The sequence below is a fragment of the Acidimicrobiales bacterium genome (genome assembly GCA_035547835.1).
In the GTDB taxonomy this organism is placed as follows: Bacteria; Actinomycetota; Acidimicrobiia; order Acidimicrobiales; family Iamiaceae; genus DASZTW01.
In genome coordinates this window covers 221,441-245,588 of sequence record DASZTW010000005.1, presented here as the reverse complement: position 1 = coordinate 245,588, position 24,148 = coordinate 221,441, and the positions used below count along the sequence as shown (strand labels likewise).

General features: G+C 70.2%; 21 protein-coding genes. 18 read left to right on the top strand and 3 right to left on the bottom strand.

Going from position 1 to position 24,148, the window contains the following annotated elements:
• Positions 1 to 105 precede the first annotated feature (105 nt).
• From ftsZ to VHA73_03525, 7 genes are all read left to right on the top strand, one after another.
• The gene (gene ftsZ, locus VHA73_03555) at positions 106 to 1,188 is read left to right on the top strand and encodes a cell division protein FtsZ (GenBank protein HVX17086.1); all 1,083 of its coding nucleotides are present in this window, start codon (positions 106 to 108) and stop codon (positions 1,186 to 1,188) included.
• A 13-nt stretch (positions 1,189 to 1,201) separates the two neighbouring features.
• Positions 1,202 to 1,846 carry a polyphenol oxidase family protein gene (locus VHA73_03550; GenBank protein ID HVX17085.1) on the top strand — a complete coding sequence of 215 codons (645 nt, stop codon included), beginning with the start codon at positions 1,202 to 1,204 and terminating at the stop codon, positions 1,844 to 1,846.
• Positions 1,831 to 2,556, top strand: a complete 726-nt coding sequence (locus VHA73_03545) for a YggS family pyridoxal phosphate-dependent enzyme (GenBank protein ID HVX17084.1) — start codon at positions 1,831 to 1,833, stop codon at positions 2,554 to 2,556. Before VHA73_03550 ends, VHA73_03545 begins: the two co-directional genes overlap by 16 nt.
• A 22-nt stretch (positions 2,557 to 2,578) precedes the next feature.
• The gene (sepF, locus tag VHA73_03540) at positions 2,579 to 3,163 is read left to right on the top strand and encodes a cell division protein SepF (GenBank protein ID HVX17083.1); all 585 of its coding nucleotides are present in this window, start codon (positions 2,579 to 2,581) and stop codon (positions 3,161 to 3,163) included.
• Between the two features lie 43 nt (positions 3,164 to 3,206).
• Positions 3,207 to 3,455, top strand: coding sequence for a YggT family protein (locus VHA73_03535; protein ID HVX17082.1), 249 nt, complete (start codon positions 3,207 to 3,209; stop codon positions 3,453 to 3,455).
• Between the two features lie 64 nt (positions 3,456 to 3,519).
• Entirely contained in the window at positions 3,520 to 4,581 is a 1,062-nt protein-coding gene (locus VHA73_03530; GenBank protein HVX17081.1) for a DivIVA domain-containing protein, read from the top strand.
• Between the two features lie 39 nt (positions 4,582 to 4,620).
• Complete coding sequence (locus VHA73_03525) at positions 4,621 to 6,015, top strand: hypothetical protein (protein ID HVX17080.1); 1,395 nt, start codon at positions 4,621 to 4,623, stop codon at positions 6,013 to 6,015.
• 60 nt (positions 6,016 to 6,075) lie between these two features.
• Here the strand turns inward: VHA73_03525 and ileS are convergent, their stop codons facing one another.
• Positions 6,076 to 9,207 carry an isoleucine--tRNA ligase gene (ileS, locus tag VHA73_03520; GenBank protein HVX17079.1) on the bottom strand — a complete coding sequence of 1,044 codons (3,132 nt, stop codon included), beginning with the start codon at positions 9,205 to 9,207 and terminating at the stop codon, positions 6,076 to 6,078.
• A gap of 128 nt (positions 9,208 to 9,335) precedes the next feature.
• Here ileS and VHA73_03515 point away from each other — a divergent pair, with 128 nt between their 5' ends.
• The 3 genes from VHA73_03515 to VHA73_03505 are packed head-to-tail and all read left to right on the top strand — an operon-like array spanning position 9,336 to position 11,409.
• Positions 9,336 to 9,983, top strand: a complete 648-nt coding sequence (locus tag VHA73_03515; protein ID HVX17078.1) for a TraR/DksA C4-type zinc finger protein — start codon at positions 9,336 to 9,338, stop codon at positions 9,981 to 9,983.
• Positions 9,980 to 10,483, top strand: a complete 504-nt coding sequence (gene lspA / locus VHA73_03510) for a signal peptidase II (GenBank protein ID HVX17077.1) — start codon at positions 9,980 to 9,982, stop codon at positions 10,481 to 10,483. Before VHA73_03515 ends, lspA begins: the two co-directional genes overlap by 4 nt.
• Positions 10,480 to 11,409, top strand: coding sequence for an RluA family pseudouridine synthase (locus tag VHA73_03505; protein ID HVX17076.1), 930 nt, complete (start codon positions 10,480 to 10,482; stop codon positions 11,407 to 11,409). The genes lspA and VHA73_03505 overlap by 4 nt, the downstream gene beginning before the upstream one ends.
• 72 nt (positions 11,410 to 11,481) lie before the next feature.
• Here VHA73_03505 and VHA73_03500 read toward each other — a convergent pair whose 3' ends face one another.
• A complete protein-coding gene (locus VHA73_03500) occupies positions 11,482 to 11,940 on the bottom strand; it encodes an Rrf2 family transcriptional regulator (protein ID HVX17075.1) in 459 nt (152 codons plus the stop codon).
• A gap of 122 nt (positions 11,941 to 12,062) precedes the next feature.
• Here VHA73_03500 and VHA73_03495 point away from each other — a divergent pair, with 122 nt between their 5' ends.
• The 8 genes from VHA73_03495 (at position 12,063) to VHA73_03460 (ending at position 21,863) form a co-directional block, all read left to right on the top strand.
• Positions 12,063 to 13,163, top strand: coding sequence for an alkaline phosphatase family protein (locus VHA73_03495; GenBank protein HVX17074.1), 1,101 nt, complete (start codon positions 12,063 to 12,065; stop codon positions 13,161 to 13,163).
• A 67-nt stretch (positions 13,164 to 13,230) separates the two neighbouring features.
• The gene (locus VHA73_03490; protein ID HVX17073.1) at positions 13,231 to 13,794 is read left to right on the top strand and encodes a proteasome activator; all 564 of its coding nucleotides are present in this window, start codon (positions 13,231 to 13,233) and stop codon (positions 13,792 to 13,794) included.
• Positions 13,795 to 13,919: 125 nt separating this feature from the next.
• Positions 13,920 to 17,456 carry a DNA polymerase III subunit alpha gene (dnaE, locus tag VHA73_03485; protein HVX17072.1) on the top strand — a complete coding sequence of 1,179 codons (3,537 nt, stop codon included), beginning with the start codon at positions 13,920 to 13,922 and terminating at the stop codon, positions 17,454 to 17,456.
• Between the two features lie 104 nt (positions 17,457 to 17,560).
• Positions 17,561 to 18,232 carry a hypothetical protein gene (locus tag VHA73_03480; GenBank protein HVX17071.1) on the top strand — a complete coding sequence of 224 codons (672 nt, stop codon included), beginning with the start codon at positions 17,561 to 17,563 and terminating at the stop codon, positions 18,230 to 18,232.
• Between the two features lie 26 nt (positions 18,233 to 18,258).
• On the top strand, positions 18,259 to 18,867 hold the full coding sequence (locus tag VHA73_03475) for a nitroreductase family protein (GenBank protein ID HVX17070.1): 609 nt from the start codon (positions 18,259 to 18,261) through the stop codon (positions 18,865 to 18,867).
• Positions 18,868 to 18,888: 21 nt separating this feature from the next.
• A complete protein-coding gene (locus VHA73_03470) occupies positions 18,889 to 19,935 on the top strand; it encodes an NADP-dependent oxidoreductase (GenBank protein HVX17069.1) in 1,047 nt (348 codons plus the stop codon).
• A 57-nt stretch (positions 19,936 to 19,992) separates the two neighbouring features.
• Positions 19,993 to 20,241 carry a hypothetical protein gene (locus VHA73_03465; GenBank protein HVX17068.1) on the top strand — a complete coding sequence of 83 codons (249 nt, stop codon included), beginning with the start codon at positions 19,993 to 19,995 and terminating at the stop codon, positions 20,239 to 20,241.
• A 320-nt stretch (positions 20,242 to 20,561) separates the two neighbouring features.
• Positions 20,562 to 21,863, top strand: coding sequence for a DUF222 domain-containing protein (locus VHA73_03460; protein ID HVX17067.1), 1,302 nt, complete (start codon positions 20,562 to 20,564; stop codon positions 21,861 to 21,863).
• Between the two features lie 182 nt (positions 21,864 to 22,045).
• Here VHA73_03460 and VHA73_03455 read toward each other — a convergent pair whose 3' ends face one another.
• Positions 22,046 to 24,112 carry a thioredoxin domain-containing protein gene (locus tag VHA73_03455; GenBank protein ID HVX17066.1) on the bottom strand — a complete coding sequence of 689 codons (2,067 nt, stop codon included), beginning with the start codon at positions 24,110 to 24,112 and terminating at the stop codon, positions 22,046 to 22,048.
• Positions 24,113 to 24,148: the final 36 nt, after the last annotated feature.

Here is a 24,148-nt window from a genome sequence, read left to right as displayed (position 1 = left end):
GGATACAACAGGTTTACATAACCCTAAAGTAGCAGTCGAGGGTTTCGTCGAGGCGCGGCCTCGGCCGTTCTAGCGTTATCGAATGCAGCCGGAGGTCGCCTGAAGATGGCTAGCAACCTGCAGAACTACCTGGCGGTGATCAAAGTCGTCGGGATCGGTGGCGGCGGCGTCAACGCGGTGAACCGCATGATCGACGCCGGCCTGAAGGGCGTGGAGTTCATCGCGGTCAACACCGACGCCCAGGCGCTGCTCATGAGCGACGCCGACGTCAAGCTCGACATCGGCCGCGAGCTCACCCGCGGGTTGGGTGCCGGCAGCGACCCCGAAGTCGGGGCGCAGGCCGCCGAGGCCCACCGCGAAGAGATCGAAGAGGTCCTCAAGGGGGCCGACATGGTGTTCATCACCGCCGGCAAGGGTGGCGGTACCGGCACCGGCGGTGCGCCGGTCATCGCCGAGATCGCCAAGAACCTCGGCGCGCTCACGATCGGCGTCGTGACCCGGCCGTTCGCCTTCGAGGGCCGGCGCCGCGCCGTCCAGGCCGAGACCGGCATCCAGAAGCTGAAGGAGAAGGTCGACACCCAGATCGTCATCCCCAACGATCGGTTGCTCACCGTCTCCAACGAGAAGACGTCGGTGATCAATGCCTTCAAGATGGCCGACGAGGTCCTCCTTCAGGGCGTGTCCGGCATCACCGACCTGATCACCACGCCGGGCCTGATCAACACCGACTTCGCCGACGTCAAGATGATCATGAGCAACGCAGGTTCGGCGCTCATGGGCATTGGCCACGGCAGCGGCGACGGTCGGGCACTCCAAGCGGCCCGCAACGCCATCTCCAGCCCGCTGCTCGAAGCCTCGATCGAAGGCGCTCGCGGGATCCTGCTGTCGATCTCGGGCGGTTCCGACCTCGGCCTGTTCGAGGTGAACGAAGCAGCCGAAGTGATCCACAGCGTCGCCCATCCTGACGCCAACATCATCTTCGGCGCCGTCATCGACGACGAGATGGGCGACGAGGTGCGAGTTACCGTCATCGCCGCCGGATTCGACCGGTGGGACGACAAGAAGGGCGCGCCGCCGGCCACCGCCGAGCCCCGTTCGAACCGCGCTGCGGACCTGTTCGGCCCCGACGACGACGAGGGCGACCTCGGTGACGACGATGAGTTCGACGTCCCCTCCTTCTTGAAGTAGAGGACCGCGCTCGTTGCCCGTCCGCTTCACGGATCGCAGCCATGGCGACCTGGCGGTCGATCTCGACGATGAGGTGCTCGCACCGCGCCGCGCCCGGGTGGTCGACGCACCGTGGACCTGGCTGCGCCAAGTGCACGGTGCGCAGGTGGTGGTCGTCACCAGGCCCGGCCAGCACGCCGGGGTCGCAGCTGACGCGGCGGTCACCCGCGTGGCGGGGGCGCCGCTTGCCATCCACACCGCGGACTGCGCGCCGGTGGTCATGTCGGCACCCGGTGTCGTCGGTGTCGCCCATGCCGGTTGGCGCGGGCTCGCGGCCGGGATCCTCGACCGCATGGTCGACACCATGATCGACCTCGGCGCCGATCCCGCCGCGCTCGCGGCGGCCATCGGACCCTGCATCCGCCCACGGTGCTACGAGTTCGGAACCGCCGAGCTCGCCGATGTCGTCGCGGCAGTGGGGCCCGACGTGCGCTCGACCACGTCGTGGGGCACGCCCGCGCTGGATCTGCCGGCCGGGGTGCAGGCGGCGCTGGCCCGGCGGGGGGTGAGCCGTGTCGACGACGCCGGGACGTGCACGGCGTGCAGCCCCGTCCACTGGTCCCACCGCGCTCGTCGCGACGCGTCCCGCCAGGCCACCGTCGCGTGGCTGGAGCCGTGATCACCGTGGCCGGCGACCCCATCCCCGCGGCGCCGCCTCGCGACGTGGCGGAGCTGCAGGCGCGCGCGGCGCGCGTGCGCGAACGGATCGCCGCTGCGGGCGGCGACCCGGCTGCGATCACGCTCGTCGCCGTCACCAAAGGGCTCCCCGTCGGCCTCGCCGCGTTGGCGTTGGAGGCGGGGCTGGAAGATCTCGGCGAGAACTACGCGCAGGAGCTGCTGTCCAAGCACGAGCAGCTCGGTGCAGCGGCCGCCCGGGTTCGCTGGCACTTCATCGGCCAGTTGCAACGCAACAAGGTGGCGAAGCTGGCACCGGTGGTCGACGTGTGGGAGACGGTCGACCGCGTCGAGCTCGGTACCGCCATTGCGCGCCACGCGCCCGGTGCGACGGTGTTCGCCCAGGTCAACGTCAGCGGCGAGCCGCAAAAGGGCGGCTGCCTGCCCGACGCGGCCCCCGACCTCGTCGCCGCGTTGCGTGACCTCGGGCTGGCGGTGCGTGGCCTGATGACCGTCGGGGCGACCGGTGCCCCCGAAGCGGCCCGCGACGGCTTTCGCACGTTGCGACGGTTGGCCGATCGACTCGGGTTGGTCGACTGCTCGATGGGCATGTCGGGCGACCTCGAGGTCGCAGTGGCGGAGGGCGCCACCATCGTGCGTGTGGGCACCGCGCTGATGGGTCGCCGTACCACGACGTCCTACGTGCGAGACTGAGGCTCTCGGGTCAGGAGGAACCATGGCGACCATGTGGCGTAAGGCCATGCTCTACCTGGGGCTCGGCCCCGACGAGGAATACGACGACTACGAACCCGGCTACGAGCCGCCGGCCAGTCGCGGCTACGACAACGACTCGGCGGGGCTCGGCGGGCGGTACTCGCCGTCGTCGTACCCGCCCGACGAGCCGTCGTCGATCGGCGCCGTGCGGCCCATCAACCCCACGGGTGGCGTGCGCGACACGCCGTCGGTCGTCACCGTGCAGCCTTCGGGCCAGCTGCAGCCCCAGCCACGGCCGCGCCCCCAGGTGGTGCGGCCCTTGCCTGCGCCGTCGAGCGCCAAGCCCGTGGTGGTGGTGCCCACCTCGTTCAACCAGGCGCAAGAAGTGGCCGACAAGTTCAAGGGCAACCAGCCGGTGATCGTCAACCTCCAAGGAGCCGACCGCGAGCTCTCGCGTCGTCTGATCGACTTCGGCAGCGGCCTTTGCTACGGGCTCGGCGGCCACATGGAGAAGGTCGCCAACCAGGTGTACCTGCTGACCCCCGTCAACGTCGAGGTGCCGGCCGAGGAACGGCGACGCCTCGAAGAGCGCGGTTTCGACCGCTGACACCTGCGGCTCGACCGATCCCGGCGCAACCTACGCTGACCCCGTGCGAACGCTCGTCATCGATCTGCTCTACGCCTACGCGTTCGTGTTGTTCATCCGCGTGGCGCTGAGCTGGGCGACCGCTTACTCCCGGAGCCAGCCCCTCCAGCAGGTCGAGCGAGCGCTCGCCAAGATCACGGATCCGGTGCTGAGCCCGATCCGTCGTGCGCTTCCCGCCTCTGGTCGGATCGACTGGTCGCCCACGATCGCCATGGTCGGCTGCTACATCCTGGCCCGCCTGCTCGGCGGTTGACCCCCTGGTCGGCTCGCGCTCGCAATCCTGAGCCTGCCGACGCTGCCGACTAGCATCGCCACCCATGGAACTCACGCCAAAACTGCTCACCGACGAGGTCGACTTCCGGGTCGCCTACCGGGGCTACGACCGCGACGAGGTCGACGACTTCCTCGAGCGGGTGGCGGTGGCGGTGGGTCAGTTGCAGGCGCAACTCGGCGAGGCGGTCGAACGTGCTCGTGGCGCCGACGCCCGTGTGCAGGCCGCGCAGCGTGAGGCCGAGGAAGCGAAGCGTCACGCTGCCCGTGCCCAGTCCACGCAGCCCGCGCCGGCCGCCGTGCCGGCAGCGGCGCCGGTTGCCGAGCCGCCCGCGGTCAGCAGCCGTGAGACCGAGGATCTCAACGAGGAGCTTCGCCGCACGCTCGTGCTCGCCCAGCGCACCGCGGACGCCGCGATCCGTGAAGCGCGCGAGCAAGCCATGAAGATCACCGGCGAGGCCGACGAACGTGCCCAGCGCCGCATCGCCGATGCCGAGGCCGAAGCCCGCCGCAAGTCCGACGAAGCCCGTTCGAAGCTGCTGGCCGAGATCGCCGAGCTCGAGGGCATCCGCGAGTCCTTCCGTGGCGACGTCACCGTGCTCGAGCGCCATCTCGAGGAACAGCGGCTCCAGCTGAGGTCCACGTTGCAGGAGCTCCAGCGGCTGCTCGACGACCCTGGCAGCTTCCGTGTCGAGCCGATCCCGCCGCTGTCGGGCGTGTCCGCCCCACGCGCGAACGAGCTTCCCGCGGCGCGGCCCGCGCCGGAGAATCGCCCGGCGCCCGCGCCGCGCCCCGCAGCAGCGCCGCCTGCCCGCCAGCCCCGCCGCCCTGCTCCTGGCCCGGCCGGCTCGGGCCAGCAAGGCCCGCCGAGCGGTGAGGTCACCTTCAAAGGCGCGACCCCGGCGGCGGGCGCGGCGCCTGCCGACCCGGGTCCGCGCACCCAACCCGTCTCTGCGGCCCGTTTCGAGGCCGATGAGAGCGATGACGCGTTCTTGGCCGAGTTGCGTCGAGCCATGGCTGACGAGGAACCTCTAGGGCCACGATCCAGTGAAGCTGGTGCAGCGGGCGATGACGGTGGGCGTCGCCCGCGCTTCGGCCGGCGGCGCTGAGTTCCGCTGGTCTGACCCCCACCCGCACCGGAGGCAGAAGTGTTGTTCTTGTTGAGCATCGTGTTGGTCGTCGTCGCCCTCATCCTGTTGGTGTTGGGCTTCGCGGTCTCGAGCGGGCTCGGGCTCATCTATGCCGCGATCATCGTCGCGGTGGCCGCGGGCGCGGTCTTGGTGATCTCCGTGCTGCTCGACCGCAAGCGGCCGTCCGCAGCACGCGACCGCCCGTCCGACATCGGGAGCGGCTTCGAGCCGGCGATCGCCGGCGCAGCTGCGGGAGCCCCGGCGGCGCTGTCGTCCCATGGTGACGCCGACTCGGCCGCCTCGCTCGGTGCGGTCGACGATCGGCCCGGTGCCGTGGCGGTCGCCGACCACGACACGGCCGAGCACGAAGCGGCCGAGCCGCATGCGGCCGCGCACGCCTCGGTCGACGAGGAGCTGGCTGGCGGCGCCGCGGCCCCCACCCAAGAGGACTGGGCGCCCGAGGTACCCGAGACCCATCTCGCGGAAGCCGCGCACGACCACGACCACCTCGCGGCGGCCGCCCCTCCTGCGGCCGCGGCCGGCGAGGGGGAGTGGGTCAGCGACGAGGACTGGGCGGCCGACGACTACTTCCCGATCGCCGAGTACAACGATCTCAACGTCGAGGAGATCCTCCCGCTGTTGCCGCAGCTCTACCCGGAGGAACTGCCGGTCGTCGAGGAGCGGGAGCGCTCCACGAAGAATCGGGCCGTGATCCTCGACACGTTGGCCGACCTCCGCGAGGAGTTCGCGGCCAGCGGCAGTGCGGTGCCCGCTGGCCAGTGGAAGATGGGCGACGACGAGTGGGAGGTCCACGACGAGTGGGAGCCCGCTGCAGTTGGGGCCGACGACGATCTTCCATTCCCGATCGACGACTACGACCAGCTCACCGCCGCCGAAGTGATCCCGCTGCTGGGTGACTTGGAGCCCGATGAGCTCGCTGAAGTGCGAGCACACGAGGCTCGGGGTGCGAAGCGCGCCACGGTCCTCACCGCCATCGACCGGCGGCTCGGGCGCGCGGGCGCCGGAAGGGCCGCGGCATCCACGGCGCCGGCGCGCAAGGCCGCCGCCACGAAGGTGACCGCCAAGAAGGCGGCGCCGGCGAGGAAGGCCACCGCCACGAAGAAGACCGGTGCCGCGAAGAAGACCGGTGCCGCGAAGAAGACAGCGGCGTCGCGGACGCCGGCCAAGAAGGCCACGCCGGCCAAGACCCCGGCCCGCAAGGCAGCGGCCAAGCAGGCCCCGGCCAACAAGGCCGCCCCGGCCAAGCGCGCCGCGGCGCCAGCGAAGAAGGCGGCACCGGCGCGCGCCACGGCAAAGAAGGCTGCGGGAAAGCAGGCCCCGGCCAAGAAGTCGACCGCCAAGAAGGCGCCAGCAAAGAAGGCGTCCGGCAGCCGCACCCCCCGCAAGCGGTAGCCGCCTGCAGGCTTGCCGTCGGGCCGGTCACGGCACCGGCCCGCGGTTCAGCCCGCTCGGTCAGCGCGCCAAGGTGAGGCCGACGGTGACGGCGTCGTCATCGCCGAGGCGCAGCGTCGATCCCACGGTGGCCGGATCTCGCCGCAGCGACGCGGCGAGCACTTCGCCGGCGATCCAGTCGCCGTACGCCTCGATCAGATCGTCAGCGCCCGCGATGGCGACGTCGACCCGGTCGGCGATCGCGAAGCCCTGCTCCTTGCGGAGGTCGTTGACGGCGCGCACCAACTCACGGGCGCGGCCCTCGAGCCGGAGCTCGTCGTCGAGCTCGAGGTCGAGTGCGACCGCCCACCCGGCGTCCTCTGCCAGCGCGAACGACTCATGACGGCTGGCGCGGGTCTCGACATCGTCGGGACCGAGCCGCTCGCCGAGGACCTCGATGAAGCCGTCGGCCTCGAGTTGGCGCTGGAGCGCCGTGCCGTCGGCCGCCGCCAGCGCCGCCTTCATCTCGCCGATGCGGGGACCGAGCCGGGGCCCGAGCACCCGGAAGTTTGGCGTGACGGTCCACGTGAGCAGCCCCGACAGCGTGTCGACATCCTCGAGCACCTTGACGTTGAGCTCACCGGCGATCTCGGCGCGGGTCCCGTCGTCGAGCTCGACGCCCGGGTGCAGCACCAGCGCGCGGCGCAGCGGCTGGCGGACTTTCACGGCAGCGTCGGTGCGAGCCGCACGACCCAGCGCGACGAGCCGTCGGCTGGCTGCGACCTCGGCGGCCAGGGCAGGGTCGTGCCACCCGCTCTGCGTGGGCCAGTCGGCCATGTGGACGGACGTTGGACCATCGGCGGTGGGCTCGGTGAGCACCATGTGGAGCTCGTCAGCGAGGAACGGGCAAAACGGTGCCAGCAGCCGGGAGATCGCGACCAGGCAGCGGTACAGCGTGGCGTGTGCGCTCGGGTCGGCCGACTTCCAGAACCGCGGGCGGTTCCGCCGGACGTACCAGTTCGACAGGTCGTCGACGAGCCGTGCGAGGCGGTCGGCGGCCGTCAGCGCGTCGAAGTCCTCGAGCGCGTCGGTCATCACCGCGATGGTCTCGTCGAGCTCCGACAGGATCCAGCGGTCGAGCTGGTGGCTCGGCGGTGGCGCGGCGCTGTCGGGCTCCCAGCCATCGAGGTCGGCGTAGGTGGCGAAGAAGCTGAAGCAGTTCCACAACGTCAGCAGCGTGCGGCGGGCGCTCTCGCGGATCGCGTCCTCCATGACGCGGCGCTGTGCCCACGGCTGACCGGCTGAGAAGAAGTACCAGCGCAGCGCGTCGGCGCCGTGGTGTTCGAAGACGGTCCACGGGTCGACGATGTTGCCTCGGGACTTCGACATCTTGAGGCCGTCGGCGTCGACCAGCAGGCCGAGGCAGACCACGTTGCGGTACGGCGTCTGCCCGAACACCAGCGTGTTCACGGCGAGGAGGGAGTAGAACCAGCCGCGGGTCTGATCGATGGCCTCGCAGATGAAGTCGGCGGGGAAGTTCTGGTCGAACGTGGCGGCGCCCTCGAAGGGATGGTGCCGTTGGGCGGAGGGCATCGAGCCCGAGTCGAACCAGGCGTCGAGCACGGGTGCCAGGCGGGAAGCGGTGGCGTCGCAGCCCTCGGCTCCGCACGGGAACGTCACCTCGTCGAGGTACGGGCGGTGCAGATCGAGGTCGCTGAGATCGCGGCCGGCCCGCTCGGCCAGCTCGGCCACCGAGCCGACGCAAGTGTCGTGGTCTTCCGTGCAGCGCCAGATCGGCAGCGGCGTGCCCCAGTACCGGTCGCGCGACAAGGCCCAGTCGACGTTGTTCTCCAGCCAGTTGCCGAACCGGCCGTGCTTGATGTGGGCGGGGTGCCAGCCGATGCGCTCGTTTTGGGCGAGCAGGTCGTTGCGCCGATCGGATGTGCGGGCGAACCACGAGGTCTTGGCCCAGTAGATGAGGGGCGTGCCGCACCGCCAGCAGTGCGGGTAGCTGTGCTCGTACGGGACGCGGAGGACCAGCCGACCCGCCCGTTGCAGCTCGGCGATGATGTCTTCGTCGGCGTCGCGGACGAAGCGGCCAGCCCATTGCGGGACCGAGTCGTCGAACGTGGCCTGGGCGGTCACGGGGTTCAGCACCGGCAGCCCTTCGGCGCGGCCGACCTTGGCGTCGTCTTCGCCGAACGCGGGCGCCATGTGCACGATGCCGGACCCGTCGTCGGTGGTCACGAAGTCGGCTGTCACCACCCGCCAGGCGTCGCCGGACCCGGTGGGCGGCTCGAGCAGGGCGAACGGCCGCTCGTAGCGGGCGCCGACGAGGTCGGCCCCCTGCACCTCGGCCACCACTTCGGCCTCGGGCCAGCGGCGCCCGCGGGCCGTCGCCGCCACGACCAGGTCATGTCCAGCGGGCAGCCCGCCGGTGCCGGCCCGCACCCGCTGGTACGTGATGGCGGCGCCGACCGCTGTGGCGACGTTGGAGACGAGGGTCCAGGGCGTGGTGGTCCACACCAACAGGTCGGCGCCCTCGAGGGCCGACGCGGCCGCCGGCACGGACGTGAGGGGGAATCGCACGTAGACCGACGGGTCGACGACGTCCTGATAGCCCTGGGCGACCTCGTGGGAGCTGAGCGCCGTGCCGCACCGCCCGCAGTACGGGACCACCCGGTGGCCTTCGTACAGCAGACCGCGGTCCCACATCTGGCGCACCAGCCACCACACCGACTCGATGTAGTCGTTGGTCAGGGTCCAGTACGCGTCGGCGGTGTCGATCCACACCCCGGCGCGCTCGGTCAGCGAGGTCCAGTCGTTGACGTACTCCTGCACCGAGTCGCGACAGCGCTGGTTGAAGGCCGCGATGCCGTACGCCTCGATGTCACCCTTGGAGTGCAGCCCGAGCGACTTTTCGACTTCGAGCTCGACGGGCAGCCCGTGACAGTCCCATCCCCCCTTGCGCGGCACGGCGTGGCCCCGCATGGTCTGAAAGCGCGGGAAGAGGTCCTTGAAGGCCCGTGCCCACACGTGGTGCAGGCCCGGTCGGCCGTTGGCGGTGGGCGGGCCCTCGTAGAAGATCCACGGCGTGCCGTCCTTGCGCAGGTCCTGCACGCGGGCGGGCAGGTCGTCGCGGCGCCAGCGCTCGAGCACTCGCTGCTCGAGCGCGGCCAGGTCGAACGAGGGCGCAACAGGGCCAAACGGCATGCCTGGTAGCGTAAACGGCTCCCCGAGGGTGTCCGACCGTCGGTTTCGTACGGTGCAGGTTGTGACCCGCCGTGTGAGCTGCCTACAATCCGGCGCCTTCCTCTGCCTCTCCTGCCGGAAAAGAGCCTGTGACCTCGTCGAAGAAGTCCACCTCGCCCAAGTCCGCAGCGGCCAAGAAGACGGTCGCGAAGAAGCCGGCTCCGGCCACCTCGAAGACCACGGCCAAGCCGGCGGCGAAGACGTCCGCGCGCCAAGGGGCGTCACCTGCCAAAGCGGCGAGAGCGGCCGGGGTTGCGAAGGCCACCAAGGCGGCGAAGCCCACGAAGGCGGCGTCGCCGGCCGGCACCGGCGCAACCAGGGCGAACGGCGCCGTGGCGCGTGCCAAGCCCAAGAAATCGCCCTATCCCGCCAAGTTCGTCGAGCAACAGCAAAAGGCGTTGCTCGAGGAGCGCGCCACGTACTTCCAGCAGGCGGAGACGCTGCGGGCCGAGGCCGACTCCCTCGTCGCCGACTACGAGCCAGGCGATGTGCAGTTCGACGAGGAGTCCGGCGAGGGCGACACGATCAGCATGGAGCGCGAGCGCGATTTGCAGCTGTCCGCGCAGGCCCGCCAGATGGTCGAAGAGATCGACCTCGCGCTCGGCAAGATCAACGACGGCACGTACGGCATCTGTGAGGCCTCCGGCGAGCCGATCCCCAAGGAACGGTTGGAGGCGATCCCGTGGGCGCGAGTCCGGGTCGAGTTCAAGACCGGCGGTCTGGCCACCCGCCGTTGACGGGGCCGCGGCCGGCGGCCCTGCGCTCCCTCGGTGTCGCAGCCGCCGTCATCGGCCTCGACCAGCTCACCAAGTGGTGGGCGGTCAACCGGCTGTCGCGCGGCTCCATCCACTTGGTGTGGACGTTGCGGTTGTCGCTGGTCCACAACAGCGGGGCGGCGTTCAGCTTCTTTTCCGGCAAGGGTTACGGCCCGGCCATCGCGCTCGCCGCGATCGCGGTCCTGGCCGTGTTGGCGTTGAGCAGCCGGCAACTTCGCGGGCGTCTCGGTGAGACCGCGATCGGCCTCGTGATGGGCGGCGCGCTCGGCAACTTGAGCGATCGCCTGTTCCGTTCTCACAGTGGGTTCCTGCAAGGCGGCGTGGTCGATTTCGTCGACCTCCAGTGGTGGCCGGTCTTCAACCTGGCTGACACATGCGTCGTGGTCGGTGTGCTGCTCATCGCTGCGGCGGTGCTCCTGTCGGGGGCCGAAGGCCCGGCCGGGCCCTCCGGCTCGTCGTGATCATCGAGGAAGTCGTCCCGCACGCGCTCGACGGGGAACGCCTCGATCGTCTCGTGGCCCTGGTCGCCGATCTTTCGAGGGCGGCAGCGACCGAGCTCGTGGTCGCCGGCGCCGTGGAGATCGGAGGGGCGGCGCAGACGAAGCCGTCGACGCGGGTGGCCGAGGGCGACCAGATCCGCATGGCGGTGCCGGAGCCGATCGGTGAGCGGGCGCTGACCCCCGACCCCGGCATCGAGCTGGTGATCCGCTTCGCCGACCACGACGTCGCGGTGGTCGACAAGCCCGCCGGTCTGGTGGTCCACCCCGGGGCCGGAAACCGCTCCGGCACGTTGGCGCACGCGCTCGTGGCGCGCTTTCCGGAGATCGCCTCGGTCGGTGCCGATCCGGCGCGACCCGGCATCGTCCACCGCCTCGACAAGGGCACCTCGGGATTGCTCGTCGTGGCGCGCACGGCGCGGGCCTACGAGGCGCTGGTGGCACAGCTCGCTGCCCGCGAGGTGCAGCGCACGTACCGGGCGCTGGTGTGGGGCCATCCCGAATCGGGCCGCGGCGTGGTCGACGCGCCGATCGGCCGGTCGGCGCGCGAACCCACCAAGATGGCGGTCACGGCCGACGGGCGTGAGGCGCGCACCAGCTATGAGGTCGACGTCCGCTACGTCGAGCCCGACGTGGCAGCGCTGACCTGCCGGCTCGAGACGGGGCGCACCCACCAGATCCGGGTGCACTTGGCCGCCATCGGTCACCCGGTGGTCGGCGATGACCGTTACGGGCGGGCTCGACCCGAGCTCGAGCTGGAGCGGCCGTTCCTCCACGCGGCCCGACTGGTGTTCGCCCATCCCGTGACCGGCGAGCCCGTGGACGTGGCATCGCCCCTGCCTGGCGACCTCGTGGCTGTGCTGGGGCGCCTGCAACCGGTGCCCAGCTGAGGCCGACCGGCGCGCGAAACGGGCCGGGCTGATCGAGGCGGGTGAGGTGGGCCCGGCACCGAGCCGCGCGGGTCAGTCGAGCAGGCGGGCGGTCAGCTTCGGCCACTCCCTGGTGCCCCGGGCCATGGCCGTGACGTCGGCGAGGGTGATGCCTTCGAGGAGGTGGCGCATCCGCTCACCGGTGTCGGCCCACACCGCCAGCAGGACGCATTGACCTTCGTGGTCACAGGCCCCGTCCTGGTGCGGCAGCCCGAAGTCGCCCACCACGATGGGTCCGTCGACCGCGGACACGATCTGGGCCAGCGTGATGTCACCCGGTTCCGCGGCGAGGATGTAGCCGCCCCCGACACCCCGCTTCGACCGCACCAGACCCGCGCCTTTGAGCGCCAGCAGGATCTGCTCGAGGTAGGGCTGGGGCAGGCCGGTGCGCTCGGCGATGTCGCGCACCGAGGTCGGCACCGACGTGCCGTCGTGCAACGCCAGCGACAACAGCGCGCGACAGGCATAGTCGCCCCTGGTCGAGACCTTCATGGCCCCATCGTACGGGAGCGGATCGCACCTCGGGCGAGTGGCCGGGGCGGCCGGGCCTGGCGCCGGGTGCGGGGAGCCGCCGGACCGCGTGACCGGGGGTGGGAGGGGATAGCTTGACCGCGATGGCCGACGAACCCCTGCTTCCGGACTACGAGGGTGGCTGCATCGCCAACGTCGTCCCGGCCCTGCAGGACCCCGCGCCGACCTGCCCGCCGTGGCTCCCGGCCATGGCGCATGACGCCGAACAGGTCGTGCTGTTGGTGCTCGACGGACTCGGTTGGGAGCAGCTCCTCGAGCGCCGGTCGCTCGCCCCCACGCTGGTCGCCATGCAGGGAGGACCGATCACCAGCGTGGCGCCGTCGACCACCGCCACAGCCCTCACCAGCATCACCACGGGGCTCGCGCCGGGGGAGCACGGCGTCATCGGCTACCGGATCGGGCTCGGCGGCGACGTCCTCAACGTGTTGCGCTGGCACACCTCGGCTGGCGACGCCCGCAAGCGGCTGCCCCCGCACGAGTTCCAACCGCACCCGGCGTTCGCCAACCAGTGCCCGCCCGTCGTCACCCGCGCAGAGTTCTCCTCGTCGGGGTTCAGCGGCATCCACCTCGATCCTGTGCGGTTTCGCGGCTACCGGGTGCCCTCGTCGCTGCCGGTCGAGGTGGGCGCCCTCCTGCGGTCGGGGGAGCCGTTCGTGTATGCGTACTACGACGGCATCGACAAGGTCGCCCACGAGTACGGGTTGGCGGAGCACTACGACGCGGAGCTGGTGGCCACCGATCGGCTCGTGGCCGACGTGATCGCCGCGCTCCCGCGCGGCGCAGTGCTGCTGGTCACGGCCGACCACGGGCAGGTGCACACCGGTGTCGACAAGGTCGACCTCGACGACAGCGTCGAGCGGCTCGTGGCCGCCCAGTCCGGTGAAGCCCGGTTCCGCTGGCTGCACGCCCGGCCCGGTCGGGTCGACGAGCTGGCTGATGCGGCACGGGCCGCCCACCACGACCACGCGTGGGTTCGCACCCGCGACGAGGTCGTCGGGCAGGGCTGGCTCGGGCCCAAAGTCACCGACGAGGCAGCTTCGCGCCTCGGCGACGTCGCCCTCGTGGCGAAGGGAACCGTCGCGTTCGACGATCCCCGCGACACGGGGATCTTGAAGATGCTCGCTCGCCACGGCTCGGTCACCGCGGCGGAGCTGCTCGTTCCACTCGTCGTCGCCCAGGGCTGACGCCCGGCCCGCGCGGGCGAGCGGTGGCGTGGTCCCACGGCTCCCGGTCGCGTGACAAGATCGACGCATGGCCCCTGACGAGACACCGCAAGCCGCGCCGACGGTCGCCCGGGGGGAGCTCGTCGACCCAGCGCCGCCGCCGGCAGACGAAGCCGAGGACGTGCATCGCGAAGCGGTCGAAGAGCCGGCCAAGGTGATGCGGATCGGCTCCATGATCAAACAGCTGCTCGAAGAGACGCGGAACATGGAGCTCGATGCGCCGGCCCGGACCCGGCTGCGCGACATCTACGACACGTCGGTGCAGGAGCTCGGCGCCGCACTGTCGCCCGACCTGCGGGCGGAGCTCGACCGTCTCGCGCTGCCGTTCACCGAGGACGAACAGCCCTCTGATGCCGAGCTGCGGGTGGCCAAGGCGCAGCTCGTCGGCTGGCTCGAAGGCCTGTTCCACGGCATCCAGGCCACGCTGTTCGCCCAGCAGATGGCGGCCCGCCAGCAGCTCGACGACATGCGACGCCAGCTCGGCCCAGGTGGCCCAGGTGGCCCGGGGGGCCCGGGGGGTCCCGGGATGCCGCCGGGCATGGGGGGTGGCCCGCCGGGCGAGGGTGACGACCGCCCGGGCGTCTACCTGTGAGTCGGAGCCGACGAGCGATCGGGCGTCGTCGGATGCGAGGCGCTACAGTCGAGATCCCGAATCACATCGATGTGATTCGGTCGCCCGTTTCGAACCGCCGCCAGTAGGTCCGGGGGAGCCGCTTCGTGGGGGATTCGTTCACCCACCTGCATCTGCACACCGAGTTCTCCATGCTCGACGGCGCCGCCCGTGTGAGCGAGGTGGTGGCCGCGGCCGCGGCCGATGGGCAGCCCGCGATCGGCATCACCGATCACGGCAACATGTACGGGATCCTCGACTTCTACGCGGCGTGCCGCCAGGTCGGGATCAAGCCGATCCTCGGCTTGGAGGCCTACCAGGCCCACGATTCCCGCCATGAGCGCCCCCCGCGGCGGGGCCGGGTCGACGACACCGGCGGTGAAGCCGAGGGTGGCAACAAGCTCTACTACCACCTGACGCTGCTGGCGCAGGACACCGTCGGTTACAAGAACCTCATCCAGCTCTCGAGCCGCGCGTATCTCGAGGGCTACTACTACAAGCCCCGCGTCGACTGGGACATCCTCGCCGAGCACGCGCCGGGCCTGATCGCCACCACGGGGTGCCTGGGCGGCCACGTGCTCCAGTCGCTGCTCCGCGGCGACCAGCAGGGCGCACTCGAAAAGGCCGCCCGCCTGCAGGACATCTTCGGGCGCGACAACCTGTTCGTCGAGTTGCAGGACCACGGGATCCCTGAGCAGCACAAGACCAACCCGCAGCTGCTCGACATCGCCCGGCGCATCGGCGCGCCGCTGCTGGCCACCAACGACAGTCACTACACGCATCGCCACGACGCGGAGTCGCACGACGCGCTGCTGTGCGTGCAGACCAACTCGCTGATGAGCGATCCCGACCGCTTCAAGTTCAGCGGTGACGAGCACTACTTGAAGTCGGCCGCGGAGATGCGGGCGCTGTTCGCCGAGCTGCCCGAGGCGTGCGACAACAGTTTGTGGATCGCCGAGCGGTGCAACGTCGAGATCGAGTTCGACAAGGCCCTGCTGCCCGACTTCCCACTCCCGCCGGGTTTCGCCGACGCCGCGGCGTATCTCGAGCACCTCACGTTCGAGGGCGCCAAGGCACGTTGGGGCGCCAAGCTCCGCGACGACGTCGTCGAACGGCTGGCGTACGAGCTGAAGGTCATCGGCGACATGGGCTTCAGCTCCTACTTCTTGATCGTGTGGGACCTGATCCGCCACGCCCACGACAGCAACATCCGGGTGGGACCCGGCCGAGGGTCGGCGGCCGGTTGCGCGGTGGCCTACTGCCTGCAGATCACCGACATCGACCCGATCCGCTACGACCTGCTGTTCGAGCGCTTCTTGAACCCGAGCCGGGTGTCCATGCCCGACATCGACATGGACTTCGACTCCCGCTACCGCGACGAGATGATCCGCTACGCCGCCGAGCGCTACGGCCGCGACCGGGTGGCGCAGATCGTGACGTTCAGCCAGATCAAGGCCCGCGCCGCGGTGCGCGACGCGGCACGCGTCCTCGGCTACCCGTATGCCGTTGGCGACCGGATCGCCAAGGCCATGCCGCCGCTCGTGATGGGTCGCGACACGCCGTTGTACGCGTGCCTCGAACCGCATCCCAAGTTCGACGACGGCTACAAGATGGCGAGCGACTTGCGCCAGATGTACGCCGAGGACCCCGACTGCAAGCGGGTCATCGATGTGGCCAAAGGCCTCGAGGGGCTCCGTCGCCAAGACGGCATCCACGCTGCAGCCGTGGTGATCACCAAGGACCCGCTCACCGACTACCTGCCGATCCAGCGCAAGCCCGAAGCCGGCAAGCCGGTGGAGGAGGCACCGGTCGTCACGCAGTACGAGATGCACGGGGTCGAGGATCTCGGTCTGCTGAAGATGGACTTCCTCGGGGTCCGCAACCTCGATGTGATCAGCGACGCGGTCGAGATCATCCGCGACTTCCGTGGGGTCGAGGTCGACATCGACGCGGTGCCGCTCGACGACGAGCCGACGTACGAGATGCTGCGGCGCGGTGAGTCGATCGGCGTGTTCCAGCTCGAAGGTGGCCCGATGCGGGCACTGCTGCGCTCGCTGGCGCCCACCGAGTTCGAGGACATCGCCGCGCTGAACGCCTTGTACCGCCCCGGTCCGATGGCCGCCAACATGCACAACGACTACGCGGACCGCAAGAACAACCGCAAGCCGGTCCAGTACCTCCATCCCGACGCCGAGGAGGTCCTCGGCGACACGTACGGGCTGATGGTGTACCAGGAGTCGATGATGCGGGTGGCCCAGAAGTTCGCGGGCTACTCCCTGGCTGACGCCGACAACCTCCGGAAGGCCTGCGGGAAGAAGATCCGGGAGAAGATCGCGGAGGAGCGTGAGCGCTTCACAGAGGGCTGTGAACGCAACGGCTACGGCCGCGAGCTCGGCACGAAGTGGTTCGACATCATCGAGCCGTTCGCCGACTACGCGTTCAACAAGAGCCACGCGTACGGCTACGGCTACGTGGCGTACCAGACCGCGTACCTCAAGGCGAACTACCCCCACGAGTACCTGGCTGCGCTGCTCACGAGCGTCAAGACGAGCTTGGAGAAGGCGGCCGTCTACCTGGCCGAGTGCCGGGCCATGGGGATCCGGGTGCTCACGCCCGACGTCAACCGCTCCCGGAGCGACTTCGTGCCGGCCCGCCTGCCCGACGGGGAGGTGGTCGTCCCGTTCGGCCTGTCCGCCGTCCGCAACGTGGGTGAAGGGCTCGTGTCGCTGCTGATTGCCGAGCGTGAGGCCAACGGGCCGTTCGCCGACTTCTATGAGTTCTGCGAGCGGGTCGACGTGTCGGTGCTGAACAAGCGCACGATCGAGTCGCTGATCAAGGCGGGCGGGTTCGATTCACTCGGTCACCCGCGCCAAGGCCTCCTGCAAGTGTTCGAGCAGATCGTCGACGTGACCGTCGCCCGCCGCCGCGAGCGCGACCAGGGCGTGATGAGCTTGTTCGACGACGCGCCGGCCACCGACGATGGATCGGCGTTTGACGAGCGACCTCCGATCCCCGACGTCGAGTTCGACAAACGTGCCCGCCTTGCGTACGAGAAGGAGATGCTCGGCCTGTACGTGAGCGATCACCCGCTCATGGGTGCGGAGGACGCGCTGCGCCGCCGGTGTGACCGCACGATCGACGAGCTGGGCAGCCTGGGCGACAGCGGCGGCGTGGTGAAGGTGGGCGGCGTCTGCACCAGCTTGCAGCGCAAGTGGACCAAGAAAGGCGACCTCATGGCCGTCTTCCAGCTCGAAGACCTGCAGTCGCAGATCGAGTGCATGGTGTTCCCCAAGACCATGCACGAGGTCGGGCACCTGCTCGACGACGACGCCGTGCTGATCGTCACCGGCCGTGTCGACACCCGCGACGACCAACCGAAGCTGGTGGCCATGGGCGTCGAGATCTTCGATGGCATCACCGACGGCGCGCCTCCGTTGCGACTCAAGGTCCCGCCGCAGCAGTTGTCCGAGCGCCTGCTGGCGAAGCTCCGGGGTCTCCTGGACCAGTTCCCCGGGGAGTCCGAGGTGTTCTTGCACCTCGGCGACGGGCCGGTCGTGCGGCTGCCGAGCAAGTTCAACGTGGGCGTCACGCCCGGTCTGATCGGCGAGATCCGGGTGTTGTTCGGCCCCGGATCGCTGCTCTGATCCGCCGACGCGCCGCGCTGTCGCGGCACTCAAGTTGCAGTTCCCGGGCGGACCTACTGAACTAGTAGGGGTAGTCGCCGTCCTTTCGGGGGTCATTGCAGCCCATGGCAATTGAAGTGGACACCAAGGACTGCACCGCGTTGGGCGAAGACGAGATGGCCGAGATGGCCGACCTCTGCGCCGAGACGCCGCAGGCCTACGAGGTCGGGCTTCTCACGAAGCACGCCGAGGAATGGGTGCTGATCACGCTCGTGAGAGAGACCGGGAGGCTCAAGGGCTTCGCGTTCTCCACGCTCGAGCGCATCGGCGGGACGCCGAGCGTGATCGTCGGGTTGGCGTCCGTGAAGCGCACGTCCAAGCGCGACAGCGTGCTGCGCGCCATCAACCACGATCTGTTGCGCCGCGCTGTCATGGCGTTCCCCGACGAGGACGTGCTGGTCGGCACCCGCATCGTCACCACCGGCGGCTACGAGGCGTTCCGCACGCTGCACGACGTCGTGCCGCGGCCTGACTACAAGCCCACGGGCGAAGATCGGGCATGGGGTCGCCGCCTCGCCAAGCGCTTCGGCATCGACTCGGCGAGCTACGACGAGCAGACGTTCGTCGCCCGTGGCGCCGAAGTGCCGCCGCCGTGCCTGTCACATGAGGCGCTCAAGGCCGACCGCGTGCCCGAGGGCGTCGAGATCTTCTTCGGCGACCTCGACCCCGACCGCGGCGACGCGCTGGTGGTGTGCGGCTGGGCACTGGCCGAAGAGCTCGAGAAGATCGGCCGCTGAGCGACGTTTCGAGCCCGCCCGGCGCGGTGGCGGGTGAGTCCCTGTTCGCCGCGCTGGTGCGGCGGCGCAGGATGATCCGCAACTTCACGGACGAGTCCGTCCCGGCCGCCGCAGTCGACCAGCTGCTCGACCTCGCTCGGCGGGCGCCCTCGGCGGGCAACACCCAAGGTCTGGCGTTCGTGGTGCTCGAAGGCGCCGACACCGCTCGCTATTGGGACGTCACCCTGCCGTCGGCGCGTCGGAGCCGCTTCCGCTGGCCGGGGCTGTTCCAGGCCCCGGTGTTGGTGATCGTGTGCTGCTCGCCTGACGCGTATCTCACCCGCTATGGCGAGCCCGACAAGGCCGCAACCGGACTCGGCGCGGGTGCCAGTGCATGGCCGGTGCCGTACTGGTGGGTCGACGCCGGCGCCGCAGCCGAGCACGTCTTGTTGGGCGCCGCGGAGGCCGGCCTCGGCGCTTGCCTGTTCGGGGCGTTCGACCACGAGCCCGCCGTGCTGGCCGCCCTCGGGGTGCCGCCCGGGTGGCGGGCAGCCGCCACGATCGCGCTCGGCCACCCGGCGCCCGACGAGCCCGGCCGGTCGGCTGCGCGACCCCGGCGCCCGCTCGGCGAAGTGGTCCACCGCGGTGGCTGGTGAGCGGGCGGTAGCTTCGCCGCCATGACCGATTCGATCGCGGCGTCGGAGCTCGAACCCAGCCTCGCGGGCGTCCAGAACCACCGGCTGGTCCTGGCCGGGCGACCTGTCGGCTTGGTTCGGCAGGAGAACTTCACCTCCGACGCGGTGCCATTGCCCGATCTGGCTGAGGGCGAGGCGCTGATGCGGGCCGAGTACCTCGGCATCGACGCCACCGTCCGCACGTGGCTCAACAGTGCCGAGGGCTACCTCCCACCGGTCGAGATCGGCGAGGCGGTGCGTTGCAGCGGCATCGGCACGGTGGTGGCCTCGCGGTGCGAGAAGTTCCCGGTGGGCCAGATCGCGTACGGGCTACCCGGCTGGCAGGAGTACGGCATCGTGCGCGACGACGGCATGTCGTCGGCCATCCAAGCCGGAGCCGACCTGCCCGCGATGTTGAGCGTGCTCGGCTCCACCGGACTGACCGCGTACCTGGGGCTCACCGACGTGGCCGAGATCAACGAGTCCGACACAGTGGTCGTCTCGGCGGCTGCGGGCGCCACCGGCTCGGTGGCCGTGCAGATCGCCAAGAATGTGTTCGGGTGCCGGGTGATCGGCATCTGTGGCAGCGACGAGAAATGTCGCTGGCTGGTCGACGACCTCGGCATCGACGGCGCCGTCAACCACCGGACCGACGACGTGCCGGCCCGGCTGCGTGAACTGTGCCCCAAACGGATCGACGTGTACTTCGACAACGTCGGCGGGCCACTGCTCGACATCGTGCTCGGCCAGATCGCCCGTGGGGCCCGCATCGCCCTGTGTGGCGCGATCGCGGTCTACAACGACGTGCACAAGCCACCGGGCCCGGCGAACTACCTCAACTTGATCTCACGGCGGGCCAAGATGCAGGGGTTCATCAGCCTGGACTGGTGGGACCGGTTCCCGGCGGCCACCGAGCAGCTCGCCGCGTGGGTGGCGGAAGGCAAGATCAGGTACCGGATCGACTGGCACGAGGGGCTGAAGTCGGCACCCGACGCGCTCAACGCCATGTTCACCGGCGCCAACATCGGCAAGATCGTGATACGGCTGTAGCTGGAGAGCCCTTCCTCTGCTGGATTAGCCAGCGTGCGCATTGCGAGGTGTGCCTGTGTGATCGCTTTGTACTGCGATCGGCATGACGCGACCTCTGCGGCCGCTGTGCTGGCGGGGTCCACGTTGTCAGGGCTGAACGGGTTCGCCGGACGGCTGGCGGGCGCGATGGTCGCCGACGCCTCGAGCGCCATCGACGTCGTGCGATACCGGGCGCTTGCCACGAACACCGCTTCGCTCGCGATCGCGCATCGCCTTGGCTTCAGAGCGTTCGGCCAGAACTTCCGCGCCCGCCGGAGGGCCATCTGAGCTCGCAGAGGTTTCTTGAAGAATTCCTGGTCAGGGGTTGCTGGCCGCGCGTGTGTTCGATAGGGTGCGGCTACTTCCCCTTTCGGGACCGAGGGTTGTTGTGACGGTCCCCTCCAAGACGGGTCCGGCGGGTGAGCCGGGCTCGAAACCTCGATTCGGTGTTTGCTCCCTGCCCGATGCTGGGCGGGTGGAGCGGTCGTGGATGGAAGGGAGGAAGCGTGGACGAAGCCCCCACACCGGCTGTGCCTGGCCCGGTTGCTGTGGCGTTGGCTGCCGCGCATGCCGTTGTCTCCGCCCTCGCGGATGTGGATTTCGGCTCGGTGGATGACGACGCGTTGGGTGACGGCCTGGTGGAGTTGCAGGAGTTGCGGGCGCGTCTCGACGCGGCCGAAGCCGCGATGATCGGCACGTGGGATGGGCGTCAGGCGTGGAAGCCGTCGGGCGCGCGGTCGGGGGCGGCGTGGTTGGCGTGGCAGACCCGTGTCCCGGTCGCCGATGCGCGCCGGCGGGTGCGTCACGCCCGGGCGTGCCGGGATCACCCGGTGATCGCCGAGGCGTGGGCGAAGGGCCGCATCGACGGGGCGCATGTCGCGGCCCTGTTGCGGGTCCGCACGCCGCGCACCGAAGCAGCGTTCGAGGCCGATCATCCCGATCTGGTCGAAGCCGCTGCGGTCCACAACTTCGCGAGGTTTCAGCGTTTGTGTCGCCGTTGGGAAGCCACCGTCGATCCTGACGGCGCGGAACAAGGCGCCGATGCGGCACGCGACGCACGCGAGCTGCACCTGTCACAAACCTTTGGCGACATGTGGTTCGCCCGCGGCGTGTTCGACCCGATCTCCGGACAGATCCTCGCCGACACCCTCGAAGGCATCGACCGCGAGCTGTTCGAGGCGGACTGGGCCGAGGCCCGCGAACGACTCGGCCGCGAACCCACCGTCGATGACCTGTGCCGCACACCCAGCCAGCGCCGCGCGGATGCGCTGGTGGAGATGGCCATCCGGGCCCGCACCACACCCGAGAACGGCAAGCGGCCGAGGCCGCTGTTCACCGTCGTCGTCGGTCTCGAAACACTGCAAGGCCCGATCTTGGAGCTGTTCAACCGCACCCTGGTCACACCCGGCACCGCCGCGGCGTGGTTGAGCCGGGCGGATGTGGAACGGATCGTGTTCGACGGGCCGTCACGCGTGCTCGACGTCGGCGAACAACGCCGCTTCTACCGCGGCGCGTTGCGCCGGGCGATCGAAGTGCGCGACCGCACCTGCTACCACCCAAGCTGCGACCAGCCACCCGACCGCCCCGAAATCGACCACATCACCGAAGCCCACAACGGCGGGCCCACCACCCAAGACAACGGCCGCCTCGCCTGCCGCTACCACAACAACTGGCGCAACACCCACCCCGACCCGCCCGACGAAGACGAACCCGACGGACCCGACCCACCGGGCGATCCGCCCGACGAGCCCGATCGATCCGAGGAAGGCGACGAACCAGACAGTTCCACTGAGCCGCCTGTCGGTGAGCCGGTCAGCCCCGACGGCCCCGAGCCACCAGCCGAACCGCCCGGCAGCCAGCCGGTCGACCCCGACCGCCCCGACCCCGACCGCCCCGACCCCGGCAGCTGAACCTGTCGCGGGCAACACCACGTCGATCGCAGGCCGAGCGGGCTCGACCCGCCGGGTGACACTGCGGCGGGCCACCAGGGGCTCGACGTTGGCCACACGCCGTCGCGAGAGCGAAGCAGGCGAGAGCGAAGCAGGCGTGAGTGAAGCAGGCGTGAGTGAAGCAGGCGTGAGTCAGCGGTGCCTCAGGCGCCGGCAGTCTGCACGGCGTCGAGCTGCGCGCCGAGCGCGGCTGCGTCGGCAGTGGGCGCGTCGCAGACCATGCCACGGCACACGAACGCGCGGCCGGTCTCGGGCTCGCCGTCGGCGGCGGTGCGGCCTTCCCACAGTGGGCCGTCGAACGGCTCGCCCCACACGAGCACAGCGTGGGGGAGCCAGCGGCGCTGCGCTTGGGCAACCAGGTCGTCGCGCTCGCCGCTGACCACGATCTCGAGCGGTTCGTGCACGGCGAGGTCGAGGCCGTGCAGCAAGTGCCCGAACGCGCCGGGCACGTCGACGGCCACCGTGCCGAGCAGCTCGAAGATCGCGTCGGCAGCTTCGCGGTATCGCTGGTCGCCCGTGATGGTGGTGAGGCGCACGAACCCCACGGCGACGAGGCTGTTGGCCGACGGGCTGGCGTTGTCCATCAGGTCCTTGGGGCGGGCCACCAGCTTCTCGGCGTCGTCGGCAGTGGTGAAAACGCCGCCGGCGTCGAGATCCCAGAACCGGTCGAGCAAGGTGTCGGCGCAGTGGCGGGCCTCATCGAGCCATCGCACCTGGCCCGTGGCTTCGTAGAGGTGCACGAACGCCTCGACGAGCGCGCCGTGGTCGGCAGCGAACGCGGGTTGCTTGGCTTCGCCTGCGTCGGCCTGCCAGCTGCGCAGCCAACGGCCGACCGGGTCGCGCAGCTCGGCGCAGAGGAACTCGGCGTTGGCCGCCGCGGCGTCGACCCAAGCGGCGTTTCCGGTGGCTGCGCCGGCCTCGGCGAGCGCGCCGAACATCAGCGCGTTCCACTCGGTGAGCACCTTGTCGTCGAGGCCGGGACGCACCCGTTCAGTGCGGGCCTCGAACAGGATCCGGCGGGCCGCCTCGACATCGTCGGGCCTCGTGAGCTCACCGCGGTGCGCGATCCGGTTGGCGATGTTGGAGCCCTCGAAGTTGCCGGCCTCGGTGATGCCCCACCACTCGAGCGCTGGCCCGGCCAAGTGGGGCTCCCCGGCGCCTTCGAGCGCCCTGCGCACCTCGGCGGGCGCCCACAGGTAGAACTTCCCCTCCACGCCCTCGCTGTCGGCATCCTCGGCCGAGAAGAACCCACCGCTCGGGTGGCGCAGGTCGCGCAGCACGTAGCCCACGGTTTCCTCGACCACCTGGAGGTAGGTCGCGTCGCTGGTGAGCTGCCACGCGTGCAGGTACACGCGCACGAGCTGTGCTTGGTCGTACAGCATCTTCTCGAAGTGCGGGGCGAGCCAGACGTCGTCGACCGAGTAGCGGGCGAACCCGCCGCCGATGTGGTCGTAGATCCCGCCCGCGGCCATCGCGTCGAGCGTGATGCGCGCGGCCGCCAGCGCCCGTGCGTCGCCGTGTGCGCCCGCTGCCAGCAGTAGGTCGAGGTTCGAGGCCTGGGGAAACTTCGGCGCCCGACCGAATCCACCGCGACGGTCGTCGTGCTGGTCGCACAGCTTGGCGATCGCCGCCGTGATCGCCTCGGCGCCGGGTATCGCCCGGTCGGAGCGGACGGCGGCCGCCTGCAGGTGCTGGGTGATGCGATCGGCTTGCGCAACCAGGTCGTCGCGCTCGCCGTGCCACGCCTGATCGACGGCCCGGCACAGGTCGACGAACCCGGGGCGACCGGGCGCCCCGGTGGGTGGGAAGTACGTGCCGCAGAAGAACGGTCGGCCATCGGGTGTGGCGAACACCGTCATGGGCCATCCGCCCGAGCCGGTCATGGCTTGCGTGGCCTCCATGTACACGGCGTCGACGTCGGGTCGTTCCTCACGGTCGACTTTGACGTTCACGAACAGCTCGTTCATGACCGCGGCCGTGGCGGGGTCCTCGAAGGACTCGTGGGCCATCACGTGGCACCAGTGGCACGACGAGTAGCCGATCGAGATGAGCAGCGGCTTGTCGTCGGCGGCGGCCCGCTCGAACGCCTCGGCGCCCCACGGGTACCAGTCGACCGGGTTGTCCGCGTGCTGGCGGAGGTAGGGGCTCGTCTCGCTGGCGAGCCGATTGGCCGGTGGCCGCTCGCCGGAGGGCCGTGCGCCAGAAGCCATCGGGCCACCGTAGCGCCGGGTCGGGCTGACAAGATC